General features: G+C 72.8%; 22 protein-coding genes. 18 read left to right on the forward strand and 4 right to left on the reverse strand.

The window, feature by feature from the left end; translation table 11 throughout:
- Positions 1 to 21 precede the first annotated feature (21 nt).
- The 5 genes from HS99_RS22655 to HS99_RS22675 all read left to right on the forward strand — a co-directional run bounded on the left by HS99_RS22655 (position 22) and on the right by HS99_RS22675 (position 4,640).
- A complete protein-coding gene (locus tag HS99_RS22655) occupies positions 22 to 459 on the forward strand; it encodes a GntR family transcriptional regulator (RefSeq protein WP_046386571.1) in 438 nt (145 codons plus the stop codon).
- The gene (locus tag HS99_RS22660) at positions 459 to 1,382 is read left to right on the forward strand and encodes an ATP-binding cassette domain-containing protein (RefSeq protein WP_046386570.1); all 924 of its coding nucleotides are present in this window, start codon (positions 459 to 461) and stop codon (positions 1,380 to 1,382) included. Before HS99_RS22655 ends, HS99_RS22660 begins: the two co-directional genes overlap by 1 nt.
- On the forward strand, positions 1,379 to 2,344 hold the full coding sequence (locus HS99_RS22665) for an ABC-2 membrane transporter-related protein (protein WP_030553614.1): 966 nt from the start codon (positions 1,379 to 1,381) through the stop codon (positions 2,342 to 2,344). Before HS99_RS22660 ends, HS99_RS22665 begins: the two co-directional genes overlap by 4 nt.
- Positions 2,345 to 2,463: 119 nt before the next feature.
- Positions 2,464 to 3,306 (forward strand): chitosanase, encoded by an 843-nt coding sequence (locus HS99_RS22670; RefSeq protein ID WP_030553616.1) that lies wholly within the window; start codon positions 2,464 to 2,466, stop codon positions 3,304 to 3,306.
- Positions 3,307 to 3,548: 242 nt separating this feature from the next.
- Positions 3,549 to 4,640 carry a sugar ABC transporter substrate-binding protein gene (locus tag HS99_RS22675; protein WP_030286248.1) on the forward strand — a complete coding sequence of 364 codons (1,092 nt, stop codon included), beginning with the start codon at positions 3,549 to 3,551 and terminating at the stop codon, positions 4,638 to 4,640.
- Positions 4,641 to 4,712: 72 nt separating this feature from the next.
- Here the strand turns inward: HS99_RS22675 and HS99_RS22680 are convergent, their stop codons facing one another.
- Entirely contained in the window at positions 4,713 to 5,582 is an 870-nt protein-coding gene (locus tag HS99_RS22680) for a 3-hydroxybutyryl-CoA dehydrogenase (RefSeq protein ID WP_046386569.1), read from the reverse strand.
- Between the two features lie 312 nt (positions 5,583 to 5,894).
- On the opposite strand from HS99_RS22680, the gene HS99_RS22685 reads away from it, so the two are divergent.
- Positions 5,895 to 6,707: an SDR family NAD(P)-dependent oxidoreductase gene (locus HS99_RS22685; protein WP_030286252.1), complete on the forward strand. Its 813-nt coding sequence runs from the start codon at positions 5,895 to 5,897 to the stop codon at positions 6,705 to 6,707.
- An 82-nt stretch (positions 6,708 to 6,789) separates the two neighbouring features.
- Here HS99_RS22685 and HS99_RS22690 read toward each other — a convergent pair whose 3' ends face one another.
- On the reverse strand, positions 6,790 to 7,692 hold the full coding sequence (locus tag HS99_RS22690) for a polysaccharide deacetylase family protein (protein ID WP_030286254.1): 903 nt from the start codon (positions 7,690 to 7,692) through the stop codon (positions 6,790 to 6,792).
- A 208-nt stretch (positions 7,693 to 7,900) separates the two neighbouring features.
- Between HS99_RS22690 and HS99_RS22695 the strand changes: the two genes are divergently transcribed.
- The 3 genes from HS99_RS22695 (at position 7,901) to HS99_RS22705 (ending at position 10,082) form a co-directional block, all read left to right on the forward strand.
- Positions 7,901 to 8,794, forward strand: a complete 894-nt coding sequence (locus HS99_RS22695) for an SAM-dependent methyltransferase (RefSeq protein WP_078656723.1) — start codon at positions 7,901 to 7,903, stop codon at positions 8,792 to 8,794.
- Between the two features lie 173 nt (positions 8,795 to 8,967).
- Positions 8,968 to 9,534: an HD domain-containing protein gene (locus HS99_RS22700; protein ID WP_030286258.1), complete on the forward strand. Its 567-nt coding sequence runs from the start codon at positions 8,968 to 8,970 to the stop codon at positions 9,532 to 9,534.
- Positions 9,535 to 9,572: 38 nt separating this feature from the next.
- Positions 9,573 to 10,082, forward strand: coding sequence for an FBP domain-containing protein (locus HS99_RS22705; RefSeq protein ID WP_030553623.1), 510 nt, complete (start codon positions 9,573 to 9,575; stop codon positions 10,080 to 10,082).
- Positions 10,083 to 10,094: 12 nt separating this feature from the next.
- Here HS99_RS22705 and HS99_RS22710 read toward each other — a convergent pair whose 3' ends face one another.
- Together HS99_RS22710 and HS99_RS22715 are read right to left on the reverse strand one after the other, a co-directional pair.
- Positions 10,095 to 10,469, reverse strand: a complete 375-nt coding sequence (locus HS99_RS22710) for an RNA-binding S4 domain-containing protein (RefSeq protein WP_030286262.1) — start codon at positions 10,467 to 10,469, stop codon at positions 10,095 to 10,097.
- A 97-nt stretch (positions 10,470 to 10,566) separates the two neighbouring features.
- Entirely contained in the window at positions 10,567 to 10,971 is a 405-nt protein-coding gene (locus HS99_RS22715; RefSeq protein ID WP_030553625.1) for a VOC family protein, read from the reverse strand.
- Between the two features lie 81 nt (positions 10,972 to 11,052).
- On the opposite strand from HS99_RS22715, the gene HS99_RS22720 reads away from it, so the two are divergent.
- The 9 genes from HS99_RS22720 (at position 11,053) to HS99_RS22760 (ending at position 20,095) form a co-directional block, all read left to right on the forward strand.
- Complete coding sequence (locus tag HS99_RS22720; protein ID WP_050366884.1) at positions 11,053 to 12,264, forward strand: methyltransferase; 1,212 nt, start codon at positions 11,053 to 11,055, stop codon at positions 12,262 to 12,264.
- Between the two features lie 146 nt (positions 12,265 to 12,410).
- The gene (gene argC / locus HS99_RS22725; protein WP_030286268.1) at positions 12,411 to 13,439 is read left to right on the forward strand and encodes an N-acetyl-gamma-glutamyl-phosphate reductase; all 1,029 of its coding nucleotides are present in this window, start codon (positions 12,411 to 12,413) and stop codon (positions 13,437 to 13,439) included.
- Positions 13,436 to 14,605 carry a bifunctional glutamate N-acetyltransferase/amino-acid acetyltransferase ArgJ gene (gene argJ, locus HS99_RS22730; RefSeq protein ID WP_167344942.1) on the forward strand — a complete coding sequence of 390 codons (1,170 nt, stop codon included), beginning with the start codon at positions 13,436 to 13,438 and terminating at the stop codon, positions 14,603 to 14,605. Before argC ends, argJ begins: the two co-directional genes overlap by 4 nt.
- A 170-nt stretch (positions 14,606 to 14,775) precedes the next feature.
- Positions 14,776 to 15,651 carry an acetylglutamate kinase gene (gene argB, locus HS99_RS22735; protein WP_046386506.1) on the forward strand — a complete coding sequence of 292 codons (876 nt, stop codon included), beginning with the start codon at positions 14,776 to 14,778 and terminating at the stop codon, positions 15,649 to 15,651.
- Positions 15,648 to 16,853 carry an acetylornithine transaminase gene (locus HS99_RS22740; RefSeq protein ID WP_030286272.1) on the forward strand — a complete coding sequence of 402 codons (1,206 nt, stop codon included), beginning with the start codon at positions 15,648 to 15,650 and terminating at the stop codon, positions 16,851 to 16,853. Before argB ends, HS99_RS22740 begins: the two co-directional genes overlap by 4 nt.
- Before the next feature lie 23 nt (positions 16,854 to 16,876).
- Positions 16,877 to 17,425: an arginine repressor gene (locus HS99_RS22745; protein ID WP_030286274.1), complete on the forward strand. Its 549-nt coding sequence runs from the start codon at positions 16,877 to 16,879 to the stop codon at positions 17,423 to 17,425.
- Positions 17,426 to 17,538: 113 nt separating this feature from the next.
- Positions 17,539 to 18,966 (forward strand): argininosuccinate lyase, encoded by a 1,428-nt coding sequence (gene argH / locus HS99_RS22750; protein WP_030553631.1) that lies wholly within the window; start codon positions 17,539 to 17,541, stop codon positions 18,964 to 18,966.
- 108 nt (positions 18,967 to 19,074) lie between these two features.
- Positions 19,075 to 19,332: a sigma-70 RNA polymerase sigma factor region 4 domain-containing protein gene (locus tag HS99_RS22755; RefSeq protein WP_050366885.1), complete on the forward strand. Its 258-nt coding sequence runs from the start codon at positions 19,075 to 19,077 to the stop codon at positions 19,330 to 19,332.
- A gap of 259 nt (positions 19,333 to 19,591) precedes the next feature.
- The gene (locus tag HS99_RS22760; protein ID WP_030286281.1) at positions 19,592 to 20,095 is read left to right on the forward strand and encodes a GNAT family N-acetyltransferase; all 504 of its coding nucleotides are present in this window, start codon (positions 19,592 to 19,594) and stop codon (positions 20,093 to 20,095) included.
- Positions 20,096 to 20,263: the final 168 nt, after the last annotated feature.

The following is a 20,263-nucleotide window of genomic DNA, read 5'->3' on the forward strand; positions in this document are numbered from 1 at the left end:
CCTCCACTTAACTCATTAACTATGGAACTAGATAAAAGCGCCGACCGGCCCTCCCCGATCGAGTTCCGCCTGGACCCGGCCTCCGGTGTCCCGACCTACCTGCAACTCGTGCAGCAGGTCGAACAGGCGCTGCGGATGGGCTGGTTGGCGGAGGGGGACCGGCTGCCCCGGGTGCGCGAGGTGGTCGCCGGGCTGGCGATCAACCCCAACACCGTGCTCAAGGCCTACCGGGAACTGGAGCACCGCGGCCTGGCGGCCGGCCGGCGCGGCCAGGGCACCTTCGTGCGCGGGATGCCCGCCGGAGTGGTGCCGCTGCGCGAACGGGCGGCGCTGCGGCGGGGCTTGCTGGACTGGATGCGCTCGGCGCGGGCCGCCGGGCTGGACGAGGGGGGGATGGTCGCGGTGTTCGAGGACGCGCTGCGCGACCTGCGTGAGGGCCGCGACGGGGTGGTGGCGTGATGGCGACGGACACGGTGATCGACTGCGGGGGGATCGGCAAGCGCTACCGCCGCTCCTGGGCGCTGCGGGACTGCCACCTCGCCGTCCCGGCCGGGCACGTGGTGGCCCTGGTCGGCCCGAACGGCGCCGGCAAGACCACCCTGCTCAGCCTGGCCGCCGGCCTCACCCTGCCCAGCGAGGGCGCGATGACCGTCCTCGGCGACCAACTCCCCGGCTCGCCACGGGCCCTGGACCGGATCGGCTTCGTCGCCCAGAACGCCGCCCTCTACCCCGGACTGCCCGTCCGCGACCTGCTCGCGATCGGCCGCCACCTCAACCGGCGCTGGGACGACGCCCGGGCGCGCGACCATCTGGACGGCCTCGGCATCCCGCTGGAGCGCAAGTACGGCCGGCTCTCCGGCGGCCAGCAGGCCCAGGTCTCGCTCGCCCTGGCCCTCGCCAAGCGGCCGGAACTCCTGCTCCTGGACGAGCCGTTGGCCGCGCTCGACCCGCTCGCCCGGCACGACTTCATGTCGGCGCTGCTCACCGCGGTGGCCGAGGACGGCCTGTCGGTGGTGTTCTCCTCGCACGCCGTCAACGAGCTGGAACAGAGCTGCGACTACCTGGTGGTGCTGGCCGGCGGCCGGGTCCAGGTGTCGGGGGAGGTGGACGACCTGCTGGCCGACCACCGGATGCTCACCGGCCCGACCGCCGAGGCCGACGCGGTCGCCGAGCGCCTGCCGGTGGTCCGCGACCGCCGGGCCGGTGCCCAGTCCCACCTGCTGGTCCGCACCGGCGGCGTGGACGCGCCGGTCTCCGGAGGCTGGCGCCAACAGCGCATCGGCCTGGAGGAGTTGGTGCTCGCCTACCTGCGCGAGCCGGCCGCCTCCGCCCTGCCCGGCCCGCGCGGGGCCGTCCGTCCGAACCAGAAGGTACTGTCGTGAGTTCGACCACCCTCGCCCCGCCCCGCTCCGCCGTGCTGCGGGCCGCCGGGCTGCGCCACCGCCCCGCGCTGCTGACCCTGCTCGCCGTGATGGGCGTGGTCTCGCTCGCCCTGCTGCTCCACGGCTGGTACCTGCACGCCGGGCTGGACCGGACGGGCGCGGGATCCTGCGACCCGGCCACCGACGCCTGTCGGGTCAAGTTCAAGCAGTTCCTGCACCAGTACGCCGACAGCGTGCCGATGCTCACCTCCGTGTCCTACGTCCTCGGTGGAACCTTCGGCGCCTTCCTCGGCGGCCCCTTGCTGGCACGGGAGTTCGAGCACGGCACGGTCCGCTTCGCCTGGACCCAGGGTGCGGGGCGGAGCCGCTGGACGGCGGGCGGCCTGGTCGTGGGCGGCGCGGTGCTGGCCGGCGTGTCGGTGCCGTTCGGGTTGCTGCTGCGGTGGTGGAGCGTGCCGTCGGTGATGGCGAGCGGAAGCTTCAGCCCGGAGGCCTTCGTGCAGCTGCCGCCCGTCCTGGTCGGCCGGGTGCTGGTGGCCTTCGGGGTGGCGGCGCTGGCCGGCGCGGTGCTGCGCCGCACGGTGATCGCGGTGGGCCTCGGCCTGGCGGTCTCGGTCGCGCTGCCGTTCCTCGCGTACGCCGTGCGTTCGCACTACATGGCTCCGGTGGAGGAGCCGGTGCACACCCTGGCGCCGCTGGCGCTGGACGACCGCTGGGTGCTGAGCGTCTGGTTCTCCGACCCGGCCGGCAACCGGATCTCCGAGAGCGACTTCTACAACCTCGGACGTGACTACGCCAACCTCCAGTCCCTGGTGAGCGACGGCGGTTACACCATGCACCAGGTGTACCAACCGGCGGACCGGCTCTGGCCGTTCCAGTGGATCGAGTTCGGCTGGACGACCCTGCTCGCCGTGGCGCTGTGCGCCGCCGCGGTCTGGTGGGTGCGGCGTCGGGCTGCCTGACCTGGGCCGTTCACATCTGTGTTGAAGTGAATACGTCAAATCCCTTGCGGGGACGGCGCCCTGGGCGTTTGCTTCTCGTTAGGAAGGTTTCCTAACCTACGAGGAACCGGAGCATCCCCATGCGCCCTCAGCCCCGCCGTGCCCTCCGCATCGCCCTCGCCGCCGCTCTGGTGGCCGCGCCCCTCACCGTCGCGGCCACCTCGGCCGCCCAGGCCGCCCCCGAGGCCGCGGCCTCCGTCCGGCTCAAGGGGGCCGGCCTCGACGACCCGCACAAGAAGGACATCGCGATGCAGCTGGTGTCCAGTGCGGAGAACTCGTCGCTGGACTGGAAGGCCCAGTACAAGTACATCGAGGACATCGGTGACGGCCGCGGCTACACCGCCGGCATCATCGGCTTCTGCTCGGGCACGGGCGACATGCTGGAGCTGGTCCAGCACTACACCGACCTCAACCCCGGCAACGTCCTCGCCAAGTACCTGCCCGCGCTGAAGAAGGTCAACGGCAGCGACTCGCACGCCGGGCTCGGCACCGCCTTCACCAAGGACTGGGCCGCCGCCGCCAAGGACCCTGCCTTCCAGCAGGCCCAGAACGACGAGCGCGACCGGGTGTACTTCAACCCCGCCGTCAACCAGGCCAAGGCCGACGGCCTCCGCGCGCTCGGCCAGTTCGCCTACTACGACGCCATCGTGATGCACGGCCCGGGCGACAGCTCCGACAGCTTCGGCGGCATCCGCGCGGCCGCGATGAAGAAGGCGAGGACGCCCGCCCAGGGCGGCGACGAGGCCACCTACCTCAAGGCCTTCCTTGCCGCCCGCAAGGTGGCCATGAAGAAGGAGGCCGCGCACTCCGACACCAGTCGGGTCGACACCGAGCAGCTGGTGTTCCTCAACGCCGGGAACTTCGACCTCAACCCGCCGCTCAAGTGGAAGGTCTACGGCGACAGCTACAGCATCGACGGCTGACGCCCGGGTCGGAGCAGTGGCGGGAGGCCGTTCGCCCCGGTCGCCCGCCGCACCGGCATTCGCCCCCCCGCGAACGGCCCCCCGCGAAATACCCAAGGGAGTGTGAAAGTCCTGTTCATCCCGTAACGAATCGAGCAACGGGATAACGAAGGATCCCTCCCGCATTGACGCATTCGCCCGGTGGCGTTTGACTCCCTCCCCTGCCGCAGTGTTGCGGCGCAGTACAGGAGGCACCACCGATCATGATCAGACCCATGCGCGTCGCGGCCACGGGCACGGCCGCCGTGTCGCTCGCACTCGCTCTCACGGCCTGCGGTCAGACCGTCGCGACCCAGACACCGGCGGCCGGCGGAGACGGCGGCGAGGGCATCGGTCTGCTGCTACCGGAGAGCACCTCCTCCACCCGGTACGACACGTTCGACAAGCCGCTGATCGAGAAGACGGTGGCGGGCCTCTGCTCGAAGTGCACGGTGAGCTACGCCAACGCGGGCGGCGACGCGAACGCCCAGAAGAAGCAGTTCGACGACCTGGTCGCCAAGGGCGTGAAGGTCATCCTGCTCGACCCGGTCGACGCCAAGCTCACCGCCCCGTGGGTGGACGCCGCCAACGCCAAGGGCGTGAAGGTCGTCGCCTACGACCGGCTGGCCCAGGGCAAGGTCGCGGCGTACGTCTCCTTCGACAACCAGCGGACCGGCCAACTCCAGGGCCAGTCCCTGCTCGACGCCCTCGGGCCGAAGGCCTCCTCGGCCAACGTCGTGATGATCGACGGCGCCGAGTCCGACCCCAACGCGGCGCAGTTCAAGACGGGCGCGCACCTGGCGCTGGACGGCAAGGTCAAGATCGCCTACGAGCAGTCCGGCGAGTGGAAGCCGGAGGTGGCCACGGCGAAGACGAACGAAGCCATCCAGAGCCTCGGGAAGAACGGCATCCAGGCCGTCTACGCCGCGAACGACGGGATGGCCGCCGCCGTCATCGACGCCCTGAAGGCCGCAGGCATCAAGAACGTGCCGGTGGGCGGCCAGGACGCCTCCATCGACGCGATCCGCCGGGTGCTCACGGGCGAGCAGGCGTACACCATCTACAAGCCGTACAAGCCCGAGACGGACGCGGCGGGCACCATCGCCGTCCAGCTGGCCGAGGGCATGGACATCAGCACCACCGCGACCTCGTCCACGGACAGCGGCGGGCTGCACATCCCCTCGCTGCTCCTCACCCCGATCGTGGTGACCAAGTCGAGGGTGGAGGCCACCGTCGTCGCCGGCGGGCTCTACAAGGCGTCGGACATCTGCACCCAGCAGTACGAGGAGGCCTGCGCGGAGGCCGGCGTCAAGTAGCCGGGACCGTCCGGAACCCGGCGGGGGCGCGGCCGCACCGACCCGGTGCGGCCGCGCCCCCGCCGTCGAGGATCAGGCGCTCGCGGTGTAGTCGTAGAAGCCGCGGCCGGACTTGCGGCCCAGCAGGCCGGCGTCGACCATCCGGGACAGCAGCGGCGGAGCGGCGTACAGCGGCTCCTTGTACTCGTCGTACATCGACTCGGCGATCGACACGATGGTGTCCAGGCCGATCAGGTCGCACAGCCGCAGCGGGCCCATCGGGTGGGCGCAGCCGGCCTCCATGCCCTTGTCGATGTCGGAGGCGGTGGCCACGCCCGACTCGAACATCCGGACTGCGGAGAGCAGGTAGGGCACGAGCAGCGCGTTCACCACGAAGCCGGCCCGGTCGCGGGCGCGGATCGGCTCCTTGGCGAGCACCTGGGAGGCGAAGGCCTCGACCCGCTCGGTGGTGACGGCCGACGTGGTCAGGGTCGGGATGACCTCGACCAGCTTCTGCACCGGCGCCGGGTTGAAGAAGTGCAGGCCGATGACCTGCTCCGGGCGGGAGGTGGCGGCGGCCAGCTTCACGATCGGGATCGAGGAGGTGTTGGAGGCCAGGATCGCGTCGCGGCGCTCGATCACCCGGTCCAGGGTCTCGAAGATCTTGACCTTGACGTCCTCGCGCTCGGCGACCGCCTCGACCACCAGGTCGCGGTCGGCGAAGTCGGACAGCTCGACGGTGAAGGACAGCCGGGACAGCGCCTCGTCCCGCTGCTCCGGGGTCAGCTTGCCGCGCTTGACCGCCGTCTCCAGCGAGTTGGTCAGCCGGGTGCGCCCGAACTCCAGCGCCTCACCGCTGGCCTCCGACACCATGACGTCCAGCCCGGCCCGGGCGAAGACCTCGGCGATGCCCGACCCCATCAGTCCGCAGCCGACTACTCCGACGCGCGCGATGTCACTCACTCAGTTGCCCTTCGGTGGTGCTGGGGGTCGCCCAGCGAACTGGTGGCCCAGCGAGCTGCTGGTCAACGGGTCGGTGTACCGGAATGGGTGCACCGGTCACCGCCCCGACGACGTTACTACTCCGTACCGGCGAGTAGGTCACCCCCTCCCCGGCGCAGTGCCAGCGCGTTTCCCGGCGCGACGCCGGTCCGACGGGTCCTCCGAACGGGTGAGGCCGGGCCGCCCGCGCGTGTGCCCGGGGCCGCCGCCGCCCGGTGCCCGACAGAATGCCGCAGACGGGGGCAGGGGACGGGAAGGGAGAACACGGTACCGATGGGATCGCTCACGGGGCAGGTCGCCCTGGTCACCGGCGCCGGCCGGGGCATCGGCCGGGAGATCGCCATCGGGCTGGCCGCCGAGGGAATGGCCGTCGGCCTGGTCGGCCGCACCCACGACACGCTGACCGCGACCCTCAAGGAGTGCGTCAAGCACGGCTCCCGGGGCGTCGCCGTCACCGCCGACGTCTGCCGCCACGGCTCGGTGCGCGAGGCCGTCCGGCTGGTCGAGCGGGACCTCGGTCCGATCGACCTGCTGGTCAACAACGCCGGCCTGGTCGACCGGGAGGAGGTGCCGCTCTGGGAGACCGACCCCAACCAGTGGTGGCAGGTGGTCGAGACCAACCTGCGCGGCCCCTACAACCTGCTGCGCTGCGTCCTGCCCGGCATGGTCACCCGCCGCAGCGGCCGGGTGGTCAACCTCAGCTCCGGCTTCGCGCTGCGCCCGGACGGCAACTACACCGCGTACGCGACCTCCAAGGGCGCGCTGCTCCAGCTCTCCGACAACATGGCGGACTCGCTGGCCCGGCACCACGTCGTGGTCCTCGACATCAGCCCCGGCGCGGTGCCCACCGACATGACCGCCGGGATGCCGATGTTCCGGGACATGAAGGCCTGGGCCTCCATCCCGTACATGGTCGCGGTCACCGTGGACGCGGCCCGCGGCCGCTTCGACGCGCTGCACGGGCGGTTCATCCACGCCGGGCGCGACGACCTGGAGGAGCTGGTCCAGCGGGCCGAGGAGATCCGGACGGCGGACGCCCGGACCCTGCGGCTGCGCCCGTACAAGGGCGACGACCCGATGGCCTGAGTGGGCCGCCCGACCCGGCCCGGCCCGGCCCGACCGCTCAGGCCGTCGGGTACCAGGCCGTCGGGTCGGTCCGATCAGCCGCTCAGGCGCACAGCTGGCTGGCGGTGACCGCCTTGAGCCCCGCCTTGCCCAGCCCGTCCAGGATCGCCGGAAGCGCGTCGATGGTGCACTGGTGGCCCATGTGCAGGGCCACCACCGAGCCGCCGCGCACCGCGCTCAGCACCCGGCGCTGCAGCTCGGCGGCGGTCGGGTCGGTGTAGTCGCGCGGGTCGACGTCGAAGGACAGCACGTGCTCGTAGCCGACGGCCTTGGCCTGCTGGGCCACCATCGAGGTGGCGTACTGCGCGGCGGAGGGGCGGAACCAGCGGCCGATCGAGCCGGTCAGCGCCTTCAGCCGGTCGGCGCACTGGGCGATCTCGGCGCGGGCCTGATCCGGGCTCATCGAGGAGATGTCGAGGTGGTTCTGGGTGTGGTTGCCCAGCTCGTGGCCGGCGTCCAGGATCCGCCGGACCATCTGCGGCTGCTGGTCCAGCCAGCTGCCGACCACCATCACGGTCAGCCTGGCGCCGTGCTGCTCGGCCGTCTCCAGCAGGGCGGTGGCGAGCTTCGGGTCGCCGCTGCCGTGGCAGGTGAGGGCCACGTTCTTGGCGGTCCGCGGGCCGTGCACCACCTCGTACGGGGTGCCGGCCGCCAGCGGCGGCAGCACGGGCGGGGTCGGCGGGGCGGAGGTCTGGGGGGCCGCCGGGGTCCCCGTGGCGGTGGGCGCCGGGCCGGTCGGGGAGGGGGAGGCGGGCTCCTCCCCGCCCTTCCAGGCCGGGTCGGTGGTGTGCTGGGGATCGACACTGCCGGGGTGCGCGGCGAGCGCCGCCCCGGGCTCGGCGCGGCGGGGCGTGTCGCTGCCGCAGGACGTCAGGAGCCCGGCGGAGGCGGACAGGGCGGCCAGCTTGGCGGCGGTGCGCAGTACGGTGCGGCGGTCGGCTGTCATCGGCAGCCAGCATAGAGATGACAGCACCGCCCGGCGATCCGGTGCCGCCGTCCGAACCAGCTTTGACGTGCACACACTCTTTTCTCGGGTGTTGCGTAAACCTGAACTCCCGCTGTTTCCACGGGGTGTCCTTGGATACGATCACCGCGCACCACGTGTTACGGGGCAGTAGGCACATTCCGGCATTGCGCATTGGGGGCGGAACAGGATGCACGAGGACACCGCGGCCACCGCGGCCACCGACCGGGACAGCCGCACCGGCTGGGAGTGGGCCAGAGCCGACGACTGGCAGCCGCCGAGCGAACTCGACACCGGCGTCCCGCACACCGCCCGGATGTACGACTACTACCTGGGCGGCAAGGACAACTTCGAGGCGGACCGCAAGGCCGCCCAGGCCGCGATAGCCGCCTACCCGGCGCTGCCGCTGCTGGCCCGCACCAACCGGCAGTTCCTCGGCCGGGCCGTCGAGTTCGCGGCGGGCCGGGGGATCCGCCAGTTCATCGACATCGGCACCGGGATCCCCGCCGTGGGCTCCACCAGCGAGGTCGCCCAGCGGGTGGCCCCGGACGCCCGGGTCGTGTACGTGGACAACGACCCGATCGTCGCGACCCACGCCCGCGCCCTGCTGGCCGGCCACCCGGCCGGACACACCTCGGTCATCGAGGCCGACCTGCGCGACCCGGAGGCGATCCTCGGCCACCCCGCGCTGGCCGCCGCCGTCGACCTCTCCCGGCCCGTCGCGCTGATGCTCGTCGCCGTCCTGCACTTCATCCGCGACGAGGACGGCGCCGAGCGGATCGTCCGCACCCTGCGCGACGCGCTCGCTCCCGGCAGCGCCCTGATCCTCTCCCACGGCAGCCCCGACTTCGCCTCCCGCGAGAGTGCCGCCGAGGGCACCCGGATCTACCGGAGCGCCAGCGCCCCGCTGGTGCTGCGGCCCCGGGCGGGAGTCGAACCCTTCTTCGGCGACTTCGAGTTCGTCGGCCCCGGGCTCGTCCAGCTGCCGCTCTGGCGCCCGACCGCGGGGCACGTCCGCACCACCGAGCTGCCGGAGGGCTGGCAGGACGTCTCCGCGTACGCGGGCGTCGCGGTCAAGGCGTGACGGCGTGAAGGCGTGCGGCCGGGCAGGCGTGAAGCCCGTGACGGCGTGAGGCCGTGACGGCCTCGGAAGCGTGAGCACGGCCCGTCCCGGCGCCCCCTCCGGCGCCGGGACCGGCCGATCGCAGACCGCGGCCGGGCGCTGACAACCCCTCACCCGAGCGGATGCCGTGCGGCATGACCACCGCACTGCCGCCGCTCCCGCCCCTGCCGACCGGAGCCGCCGAACTGCTGCGGGCCGTCGACGCCCCGCCCCGGCTGGTCGCCCACCTCGCGCTCGTGCACCAGGTCGCCGAGCAGATCGCCGGATTCTGCGCCGCGGAGGGCCTGGCCTTCGACCGCGAGGCCGTCCGCTTCGGCGCCGCCACCCACGACATCGGCAAAGTCATCCACCCCGAAGAGCTCTCCGGACCGGGCTCCGCGCACGAACCCGCGGGTCACGCCCTGCTGTTGGCGCACGGCGTCGCCGAGCCGCTGGCCCGCTTCGCCCGCAGTCACGCGAGTTGGGGCGAGCCCGGCACCACCACCGAGGAGCTGCTGGTCAGCCTGGCCGACAAGGCCTGGAAGAACAGGCGCGTCCGCGACCTGGAGGACCTGGTGGTCGACCGGCTCGCCGAGGCCACCGGCCGGGAACGCTGGGAGGCCTTCCTCGCCCTGGACGACCTGCTCACCACGATCGGCGAGGACGCCCCCCGGCGGCTCGCGCTGCAGGCCGCCCATCCGGTGCGTACCGGGCGAAATTGACGCGACAGCGCCCGGCGGACGGTGCTAGCTTCCGCGCCATGGAACCCCTCAGTGACCCAGAGATCCGCGCGTCCTTCGTCAACTGCTCCAAGGGCGAGGCCGGTCGGCTCAACCTGCCCCGGGGCCTGGCCGAACTGCCTTGGGAGAGCCTGGACTTCCTCGGCTGGCGGGACCAGGGCGCGCCCGACCGGGCATACCTGGTGGCGCCGTACGGGGGCGAGCTGGTCGGGGTGACGCTGCGCTCGCCGACGGTCCGGCGCAGCCTGACCAAGACCAACGTGTGCTCGCTGTGCATCACCGCGCACGCCGGGTCGGGCGTCGCGCTGCTGGCCGCCCGCCGGGCCGGGGCCGCCGGGCGCGAGGGCAACACCGTGGGCACGTACATCTGCGCCGACCTGGCCTGTTCGCTCTACGTCCGCGGGCTGAAGAAGTCCACCCTGGTCACCCGGCCCGACGAGTCGATGCCGCTGGAGGACCAGATCGCCCGTACGGTGCTCAACCTCGACGCCTTCCTGGCCCGGGTGCTCACCGACACGGTGGCGGCGTAGCGCGGCGGCCGGTCACCGCCGGCGCAGCTGGTCCAGGTCGCGGCGCTCCCGCTTGGTCGGGCGGCCCGCGCCGCGGTCCCGCTCGAAGACCGGTGCCGTGAGCTCGCGCGGCGGTCGCGGCGGGCTGTTGTCGATCAGGCACTCCGCCGCGACCGGCGCACCGACCCGCTTGCGGATCAGCTTCCGCACCTCGACGACCCGTTCGTAGCCCTCCTCGCGGACCCGGACCTCGTCCCCGGGCTTGAGCGTCTGGGCGGGCTTGGCCCGCTCGCCGTTCACCCGTACGTGGCCGGCCTTGCAGGCGGCCGCGGCCAGCGAGCGCGTCTTGGCCAGGCGGACGGACCAGATCCAGACGTCCACCCGCACGCTTCCCTCGTGTTCAGCCATCCCCGGAGCCTATCCAAGCCGCGTCCGGTGTCGCGGGCCCGGCCACCGCGGGCCCAGCCGCTGCCTGCCGAGCCACCGCGGGCCCGGCCCCCGCGGTCTAAGCCGCCGCGGGCGCCTCCTGGACGGCCCAGCCGTTGCCGTCCGGGTCGTTGAAGAACACGAAGTTGTTCCAGGTCTCGCCGTGTCCGTCCACCCGCGTCCCCGCCACGAAGTGCTGGACCGGGCTGACCTCGACGCCGCGCGCCGCCAGTTCCGCGTGCGCCTTCTCTATGTCGGCCACCACCAGCTGGAGCCCCTTCACCGAGCCGGGCGCCGCGTCGATCACCCCGGTGCCCACCACGATGGAGCAGTGCGAACCCGGGGGAGTCAGCTGGACCACCCGGATCCCGTCACGCAGCCGGGTGTCGTGGTCCACCGTGAAGCCGGCCTGCTCCTCGTAGAAGAGCTTGGCGCGGTCCACGTCCGCCACCGGGACCACCACGACTTCGAGTTTCCAGTCCATTGCCCTCACCCCTCTCGGTCGGGCACTTCCAGTATCTGCCCGAACCCTTCCCGGGTGGCCTTCGGATAGCCTGAGAACACGATGAATCCGCAGACCACGCCCGCCGAACCCGCGCCGGCCACCTCGTTCGCCACGCCCTGGGGCGCCCTCGACCTCACCCGCTTCCCGGCGGACCCGCGCGAGCGGTTGCGGGCCTGGGACGCCGCCGACGAGTACCTGCTGCGCCACCTCGCCGGCGAGGCCGACAGCGCCGACGGCGTGGCCACCGAGCTGGCCGGCCGTCGGATCGCCGTCCTCGGCGACCGCTGGGGCGCGCTCACCACCGCGCTGGCGCCGTACGGGCCGGTCCAGATCACCGACTCCCACCTCGGCCGGCAGGCCACCCGGGAGAACCTGGCCCGGGCCGGCGCCGCCGTCGACGAGGCCCGGCTGCTCACCACCCGGGACACCCCGCCGGAGCGGATCGACGTCCTGCTGGTGCGCGTCCCCAAGAGCCTGGCCCTGCTGGAGGACCAGTTGCACCGGCTCGCCCCGGCGATCCACCCCGGCACCGTCGTGGTCGGCACCGGCATGGTGACCGAGATCCACACCTCCACCCTGCAGCTGTTCGAGAAGGTCCTCGGCCCGACCCGCACCTCGCTGGCCGTCCGCAAGGCCCGGCTGATCTTCTGCACCCCCGACCCGGCGCTCGACCCCGGCCCCAGCCCGTGGCCGCACCGCTACGCGCTGCCGCCGGACATCGGGGCCGCCGCCGGCCGTACCGTGGTCAACCACGCCGGCACCTTCTGCGCCGAGCGGCTCGACATCGGCACCCGTTTCTTCCTGGCCCACCTGCCCACCCCCGCCGCCGGGGCCCGGGTGGTCGACCTCGGCTGCGGCAACGGCGTCGTCGGTACGGCCGCCGCGCTGACCGGGCCGGGTGCCGAGCTGGTGTTCGTGGACGAGTCCCACCAGGCGGTGGCCTCCGCCGAGGAGACCTTCCGCGCCAACCTGGGCCCGGACGCCCCGGCCGAGTTCCGCACCGCCGACGCGCTCGACCCGGCGGTGTTCGCCGCCGGCTCGGTGGACCTGGTGCTCAACAACCCGCCGTTCCACTCCCACCAGGCCACCACCGACGCCACCGCCTGGCGGATGTTCAGCGGTGCCCGGCGGGCGCTGCGGCCCGGTGGCGAACTCTGGGTGGTCGGCAACCGGCACCTCGGGTACCACGTGAAGCTGCGCAAGCTGTTCGGCAACTGCCAACTCGTCGCCGGGAACCCCAAGTTCGTGGTGCTGCGCGCGGTCAAGCGGTAACCCGCAGCGGGGCGCCGCCGCCACTCGGGGCACGTCCGCGACCACCACTTCGATCCCGGCAACCGTCGCGCCTGTCCGAACTCCATCCAGTCTTGCATGGATTTTCCCTCCCGCGTATATTCATGCCACGACGAAGGAGGAACGCCATGGCATTGCAAGTCGCCGTCGCCGGCGCGAGCGGATACGCGGGCGGCGAGGTGCTGCGTCTGCTGCTCGGCCACCCCGAGGTGGAGATCGGGGCGCTGACCGGCGGCTCCAACGCGGGCAGCAGACTGGGCGCGCTGCAGCCGCACCTGGTCCCGCTGGCCGACCGCGTCCTCCAGCCCACCACCCCCGAGGTGCTCGCCGACCACGACGTGGTGTTCCTGGCGCTGCCGCACGGCCAGTCCGCCGCCGTCGCCGAGGCCCTCGGCCAGAACGTCCTGGTGGTCGACTGCGGCGCCGACTTCCGGCTCAGGGCCGCCGCCGACTGGGAGCAGTTCTACGGCACCGCCCACGCCGGCACCTGGCCCTACGGCCTGCCCGAACTCCCCGGCCACCGCGCCGTGTTGAAGGGCACCAACCGGATCGCCGTGCCCGGCTGCTACCCGACGGCCGTCTCCCTGGCGCTCTTCCCGGCGTACGCGTCCCGGCTCGCCGAGCCGGAGGCCGTGGTGGTCGCCGCGTCCGGCACCTCCGGCGCCGGCAAGGCCGCCAAGCCGCACCTGCTCGGCAGCGAGGTCATGGGCAGCGTCAGCCCGTACGGCGTCGGCGGCGTGCACCGGCACACCCCGGAGATGGTGCAGAACCTCACCCCGGTCGCCGGAGAGCCGGTGACGGTCTCCTTCACACCCACCCTCGTCCCGATGCCGCGCGGCATCCTCGCCACCTGCTCCGCCAAGGCGAAGCCGGGCGTGAGCGCCGAGAGCCTGCGCGCCGCCTACGCCGAGGCGTACGAGGACGAGCCCTTCGTCCACCTGCTGCCCGAGGGGCAGTGGCCGCAGACCAGCAGCGTCTACGGCGCCAACACCGCCCTGGTCCAGGTCGCCCTGGACGCCGCCGCCGGGCGGATCATCGCGATCAGCGCGATCGACAACCTCGTCAAGGGCACCGCGGGCGGCGCGGTGCAGAGCATGAACATCGCCCTCGGCCTGCCCGAGGAGCTGGGCCTTCCGCTGAACGGAGTCGCACCGTGACCACCCAGAACACCGGCGTGACCGCCGCCAAGGGCTTCCGCGCCGCCGGCGTGACCGCGGGCATCAAGGCCTCCGGCACCCCGGACCTCGCCCTGGTGGTCAACGACGGCCCCTCGCTCGCCGCGGCCGGCGTCTTCACCGCCAACCGGGTCAAGGCCGCGCCCGTGCTCTGGTCCCAGCAGGTCCTGAAGGGCGGCCGGGTCTCCGCCGTCGTCCTCAACTCCGGTGGCGCCAACGCCTGCACCGGCCCGGCCGGCTTCCAGGACACCCACGCCACCGCGGAGCACGTCGCCGCGGAGCTGGAGCTCAACTCCGGCGAGGTCGCCGTCGCCTCCACCGGCCTGATCGGCGTCCGGCTGCCGATGGACGTCCTGCTGCCCGGCGTCACCCTGGCCGCCGGGCAGCTCAGCGAGACCGGCGGCGAGGCCGCCGCGATCGCCATCAAGACCACCGACACCGTGCACAAGACCGCCCAGTTCACCAGCCCGGCCGGCTGGACGGTCGGCGGCATGGCCAAGGGCGCGGGCATGCTCGCCCCGAGCCTGGCCACCATGCTGGTCGTGCTCACCACCGACGCCGACCTGGACGCCGCCGATCTGGACGCGGCGCTGCGCGGCGCCACCCGCACCACCTTCGACCGGATCGACTCCGACGGCTGCATGTCGACCAACGACACCGTGCTGCTGCTCGCCTCCGGTGCCAGCGGCATCACCCCGGACCGGGCCGAGTTCGCCGAGGCCGTCCGCACCGTCAGCGCCGACCTGGCCCGCCAGCTGATCGGCGACGCCGAGGGCGCCAGCAAGGACATCCGGATCGACGTCACCGGCGCCGCCACCGAGGACGAGGCCGTCGAGGTCGCCCGCACGATCAGCCGCAACAACCTGCTCAAGTGCGCCATCCACGGCGAGGACCCCAACTGGGGCCGGGTGCTGTCCGCGATCGGCACCACCAGCGCCGCCTTCGACCCCGACCGCCTCGACGTGGCCATCAACGGCGTCTGGGTCTGCAAGGACGGCGGCGTGGGCGAGGACCGCGAGCTGGTGGACATGAAGGCCCGCGACGTCGTCATCACCGCGAACCTCAACGCCGGTACGGCCGGCGCCTCGCTGTGGACCAACGACCTCACGGCCGACTACGTCCACGAGAACAGCGCCTACTCCAGCTGATCCGCCGAGCGTCGATCCGCCGCGACCCGATCCGCCGGGCCGATCCACCGCGAGCTGATCCGCCGAGCCACCCACCCGCTGATCCGCGACATCCGTTCCGACGAGGGAATCCCGTGCAGATCGCACCCAAGGGCGAACAGGCCCGCAACAACACCGCGTTGCCCAAGGCCATGACGCTGATCGAGGCGCTGCCCTGGCTGGAGCGCTTCCACGGCAAGACCATCGTGATCAAGTTCGGCGGCAACGCCATGGTCGACGAGAGCCTCAAGGCGGCCTTCGCCCAGGACGTCGTCTTCCTCCGCTACGCCGGGCTGCACCCCGTCGTGGTGCACGGCGGCGGCCCGCAGATCAGCGCCCAGCTGGACAGGCTCGGCCTGGAGTCCAACTTCACCAACGGCCTGCGCGTCACCACCCCCGAGACCATGGACGTGGTCCGGATGGTGCTGGCCGGTCAGGTCCAGCGCGAGCTGGTCGGCCTGCTCAACGAGCACGGCCCGTTCGCCGTCGGCATGACCGGCGAGGACGCCCACACCATGACGGCCGTCAAGCGCTACGCGGTGGTCGACGGCGAACAGGTCGACATCGGCCTGGTCGGCGACATCGTCAACATCGAGGCCGGCGCCGTGAAGGCGCTGATCGCCGACGGCCGGATCCCGGTCATCTCCTCGATCGCCCGCGGCGCCGACGGCCACGTGTACAACATCAACGCCGACACCGCGGCCGCCGCCCTGGCGGTCGCCCTCGGCGCCGAGATGCTGGTGGTGCTGACCGACGTCGAGGGCCTGTACAAGGACTGGCCGAACTCCGACGACGTGATCAGCCAGCTCAACGCCACTGAACTGGAGACGCTGCTGCCCGGTCTGGCCAGCGGCATGCTCCCCAAGATGGAGGGCTGCCTGCGCGCCGTCCGCTCCGGCGTGGGCACCGCCCGCGTGCTGGACGGCCGGGTGCAGCACAGCCTGCTGCTGGAGATCTTCACCGACGAGGGCATCGGCACGATGGTCGTGCCGGACGACGAACCGACCGTGACCGGGGGACTGGCATGACGCACAACGAGCAGCTCACCGACCGGTGGCAGCACAGCTTCACCGACAACTACGGCACCCCCCGGATCCCGCTGGTGCGCGGCGAGGGCGCCAAGCTCTGGGACGCGGACGGCAAGGAGTACACCGACCTGCTCGGCGGCATCGCCGTCAACGCCCTCGGCACCGCCCACCCGGCGGTCGTCGAGGCCGTCAGCAAGCAGATCGCCACCCTCGGCCACGTCTCCAACCTCTTCATGGCCGAGCCGACCATCGCCCTCGCCGAGCGGCTGCTGAAGCTGGACGGACGCGAGGGCGGCCGGGTGTTCTTCTGCAACTCCGGCGCCGAGGCCAACGAGGCCGCCTTCAAGATCAGCCGGCGCACCGGCCGCACCCACCTGGTCGCCCTCCAGGGCGGCTTCCACGGCCGGACGATGGGCGCCCTCGCGCTCACCGGCCAGCCCGCCAAGCAGGACCCGTTCCGCCCGCTGCCCGGCGACGTCACCCACGTCCCGTTCGGCGACGTCGAGGCGCTGCGCGCCGCCGTCACCACGGAGACCGCCGCCGTCTTCCTGGAGCCGGTCCAGGGCGAGAACGGCGCGATCCCGCTGCCCGAGGGCTACCTCGAGGCAGCCCGCGCGATCACCCGGGCCACCGGCACCCTGCTGGTCCTGGACGAGATCCAGACCGGCATCGGCCGTACCGGCTACTGGTTCGCCCACCAGGCCTTCGAGGGCGTCGAGCCCGACGTCGTCACCCTGGCCAAGGCGCTCGGCGGCGGACTGCCGATGGGCGCGGTGCTGGCCTTCGGTGAGGCCGCCGAGCTGCTCACGCCGGGCCAGCACGGCACCACCTTCGGCGGCAACCCGGTGGCCGCCGCGGCCGGACTCGCGGTGCTGGACACCATCGAGTCCGAGGGCCTGCTGGAGCACGTCCGCAAGATCGGCGACCGGCTGCGGCACGGCGTCGAGGCGATCGGCGACCCGCTGGTCTCGCACGTGCGCGGGGCCGGACTGCTGCTCGGCATCGTGCTCACGCGGCCGGTCTCCGCCCTGATCCAGGCCGCCGCCCAGCAGGCGGGCTTCCTGGTCAACGCCGCCGTCCCGGACGCCGTACGGCTGGCTCCGCCGCTGGTGCTCACCGAGCAGGAGGCGGACGCCTTCCTCGCCGCGCTGCCGGGCATCCTCCGGACGGTGCGCGAGAGCGCCCCGGCCGATGCGAGTTGACCGTCGTCCGGGAGAATAATCACATGACCGATTCCCGCTCCGGCCCGTCCGCCGCCGGCCCGACGCCGCAGGTCCCGCAGACCCGCACCGCGCGCCACCGGCGGATCGTGGACCTGCTCACCCGCCAGCCCGTGCGTTCGCAGAGTCAGCTCGCGAAGCTGCTCGCCGACGACGGACTCGTGGTCACCCAGGCCACCCTCTCCCGGGACCTGGACGAGCTGGGCGCGGTCAAGATCCGCAACCGGGACGGCGCGCTGATCTACGCCGTCCCGGCCGAGGGCGGCGACCGCACGCCGCGCGCGCCGATGGGGGAGTCGGCCAGCGAGGGCCGGATGGCCCGGCTGGCCGGCGAGCTCATGGTCTCCGCCACCGCCTCCGGCAACCTGGTCGTGCTGCGCACCCCGCCGGGGGCCGCGCAGTTCCTCGCCTCGGCCATCGACCAGGCCGAGGTGTTCGAGATCATCGGCACCATCGCGGGCGACGACACCGTGCTGCTGATCAGCCGCGACGCCGCCGGCGGCCAGGCGCTGGCCGACCACCTCATGCAACTCGCCCAGGCCAAGGCGCAGTAGCACCTGCCCGACCCCGAACCCCTGCCGCGGAGCCCCGCGGCAGGGGTTTTGTGTTTCATACGGCGTGATGCATACTTATGCCACCCACTGCACAAGTGTAAGGAGCCCCCGCGATGACCGCCCAGCAGTCCTCCGACGTCCGCCTCTGGGGCGCGCGCTTCGCCGACGGCCCGTCCGAGGCGCTGGCCAGGCTCTCGGCCTCCGTCCACTTCGACTGGCGCCTCGCCCCGTACGACATCGCCGGCTCCAGGGCCCACGCCCGGGTGCTCCACCGGGCCGGCCTGCTCTCCGACGAGGAGCTGTCCGGCATGCTGGCCGGACTCGACCAGCTGCTCACCGACGTCCGGTCGGGGGCCTTCGTCGGCACCGTCGCCGACGAGGACGTCCACACCGCCCTGGAGCGCGGCCTGCTGGAGCGCCTCGGCGCCGACCTCGGCGGCAAGCTGCGGGCCGGGCGCTCGCGCAACGACCAGATCGCCACCCTGTTCCGGATGTACCTGCGGGACCACGCCAGGACCATCGGCGGCCTGCTGCTCGACCTCCAGCACGCCCTGGTCGGCCTCGCCGAGGCGCACCCGGACACCGCCATGCCGGGCCGCACCCACCTCCAGCACGCCCAGCCGGTGCTCTTCGCCCACCACGTCCTCGCGCACGTGCAGGCCCTCGGCCGGGACGCCGAGCGGCTGCGCCAGTGGGACGCCCGCACCGCCGTCTCCCCGTACGGCTCCGGCGCGCTGGCCGGTTCCTCGCTCGGTCTCGACCCGGAGGCCGTCGCCGCCGACCTCGGCTTCGAGGGCGGCTCGGTCGGCAACTCCATCGACGGCACCGCCTCGCGCGACTTCGTCGCCGAATTCGCCTTCGTCACCGCGATGATCGGCGTCAACCTCTCCCGGATCGCGGAGGAGGTGATCATCTGGAACACCAAGGAGTTCGGCTTCATCACCCTGCACGACGCCTTCTCCACCGGCTCCTCGATCATGCCGCAGAAGAAGAACCCGGACATCGCCGAGCTCGCCCGCGGCAAGTCCGGTCGGCTGATCGGCAACCTGACCGGCCTGCTGGCCACCCTCAAGGCGCTGCCGCTCGCCTACAACCGGGACCTCCAGGAGGACAAGGAGCCGGTCTTCGACTCCTGCGACACGCTGGAGGTGCTGCTGCCCGCCTTCACCGGGATGATGGCCACCCTCACCGTGCACCGGGAGCGGCTGGAGGAGCTGGCCCCGGCCGGCTTCTCGCTCGCCACCGACATCGCCGAGTGGCTGGTCAAGCAGGGCGTGCCGTTCCGGGTCGCGCACGAGGTCGCCGGGGCCTGCGTCAAGGTCTGCGAGGCCGAGGGCATCGAGCTGGGGGACCTGACGGACGAGCGGTTCGCCTCGATCTCCGAGCACCTGACCCCCGAGGTCCGCTCGGTGCTCAGCGTGCACGGCGCCATCGCCGCCCGCAACGGGCGCGGCGGCACCGCCCCCTCGGCCGTCGCGGTCCAGCTCGCCGAGGTGAAGGCGGACCTGGCGCGGCAGCAGGAGTGGGTCGCCCAGGGCTGACCCCTGGGGCGGCGGGGGAGGGGCGCGGCGGGCCGACCGGCGCGCCCCTCCCGCGTGCGCGCCCCGGCCCGGGCGTAACCGGCCCCGCCCGGGCCCGTCATCCACGGTGTGTGCACCCCCCTTCCGTCCGTCCCCTCCGCCGAGGACGTCTACCTCGCCGAACACCGCCGCCGCGTGGTCCGCGAGACCGTCGCCGCCCTGCCCGGCCGCTGCCCCCAGCTGATCGCCGCCCTCGCCGAGGACCCGCCACCGACGTACCGCGAACTCTCCGAGCGCCTCGGCATGCCGCGCGGCTCCATCGGTCCCACCCGCTCCCGCTGCCTGGCCTGCCTGCGCCTCCTCCTCCACGCCGAGCGCTACCCGTGACCGCGCCCGGCCCGACTCGCGCTGCGTGACCACCTGACCCGGGTGCCCCCACCTCCCGCACCCTCTCGGGCCCGCCGCGTCCCGCCCCCACTGCGGCGTGACCCTTGCCACGTCTGCCCCTCCGAAGGTTGAGGGAACCTGACACCCGGGTAGCACGCTGGCGAACGTCACTCTTGACGGTGGCGCACACGCTCGGATACTGAGCGTGGGCGCGCCACCCTCTGCGCGCCGGGCACGATGACTGGGGAGGCCCCTCCACATGGGCATGAGCGTGATCATCTCGGCCGCTGCGGCCGAGGACGCGGAGCAGATCCTCAAGCTCCAGTACCTGGGCTACCAGCCCGAGGCGGAGCTGTACGGCGACTGGGCGATCGAGCCCCTGACCCAGAGCCTGGAGAGCCTCCGCACCGAACTGACCGAGCAGCACGTCCTGGTCGCCCGCCTGGGCGACGAGGTGGTGGGCGTCGTCCGCGGCCATGTCGACGCCGAGGGCATCGGCCGGATAGGGCGTCTGGTGGTCCACCCCCGGATGCAGCGGCACGGCCTGGGCGGCAGGCTCCTGGAGGCGTTGGAGCGCAGGATGGCCGAGGACAGTCGCCCGGTGACGGCCTACCGGCTGTTCACCGGCCACCGCAGCCTCGGCAACCTGCGGCTGTACGCCCGCCAGGGCTACCGGCAGACCTCGGTCGAGCAGGTCAGCAGCCGGCTGAGCTTCGTGCACCTGGAGAAGCCGGTCGCGAGCGAGCTGGCCGCGACGGCCTGAGCCCCACCCGCCCGGGCCCCACCCGCCCGGCCTCACCCGCCTGAGCCCCGCCCGTCCCCGGGCATCCCTAGACGCCGCCACCATCCGGACGCCCCGGTGGCGGCGTCGAGGCACATCTCCGCAGGTCGGAACGGCCGGTGTCCGCAATGCGGACAGTAGCCGTCACAC

The sequence above is a fragment of the Kitasatospora aureofaciens genome (assembly GCF_001188955.3).
Classification (GTDB): domain Bacteria; phylum Actinomycetota; class Actinomycetes; order Streptomycetales; family Streptomycetaceae; genus Kitasatospora; species Kitasatospora aureofaciens.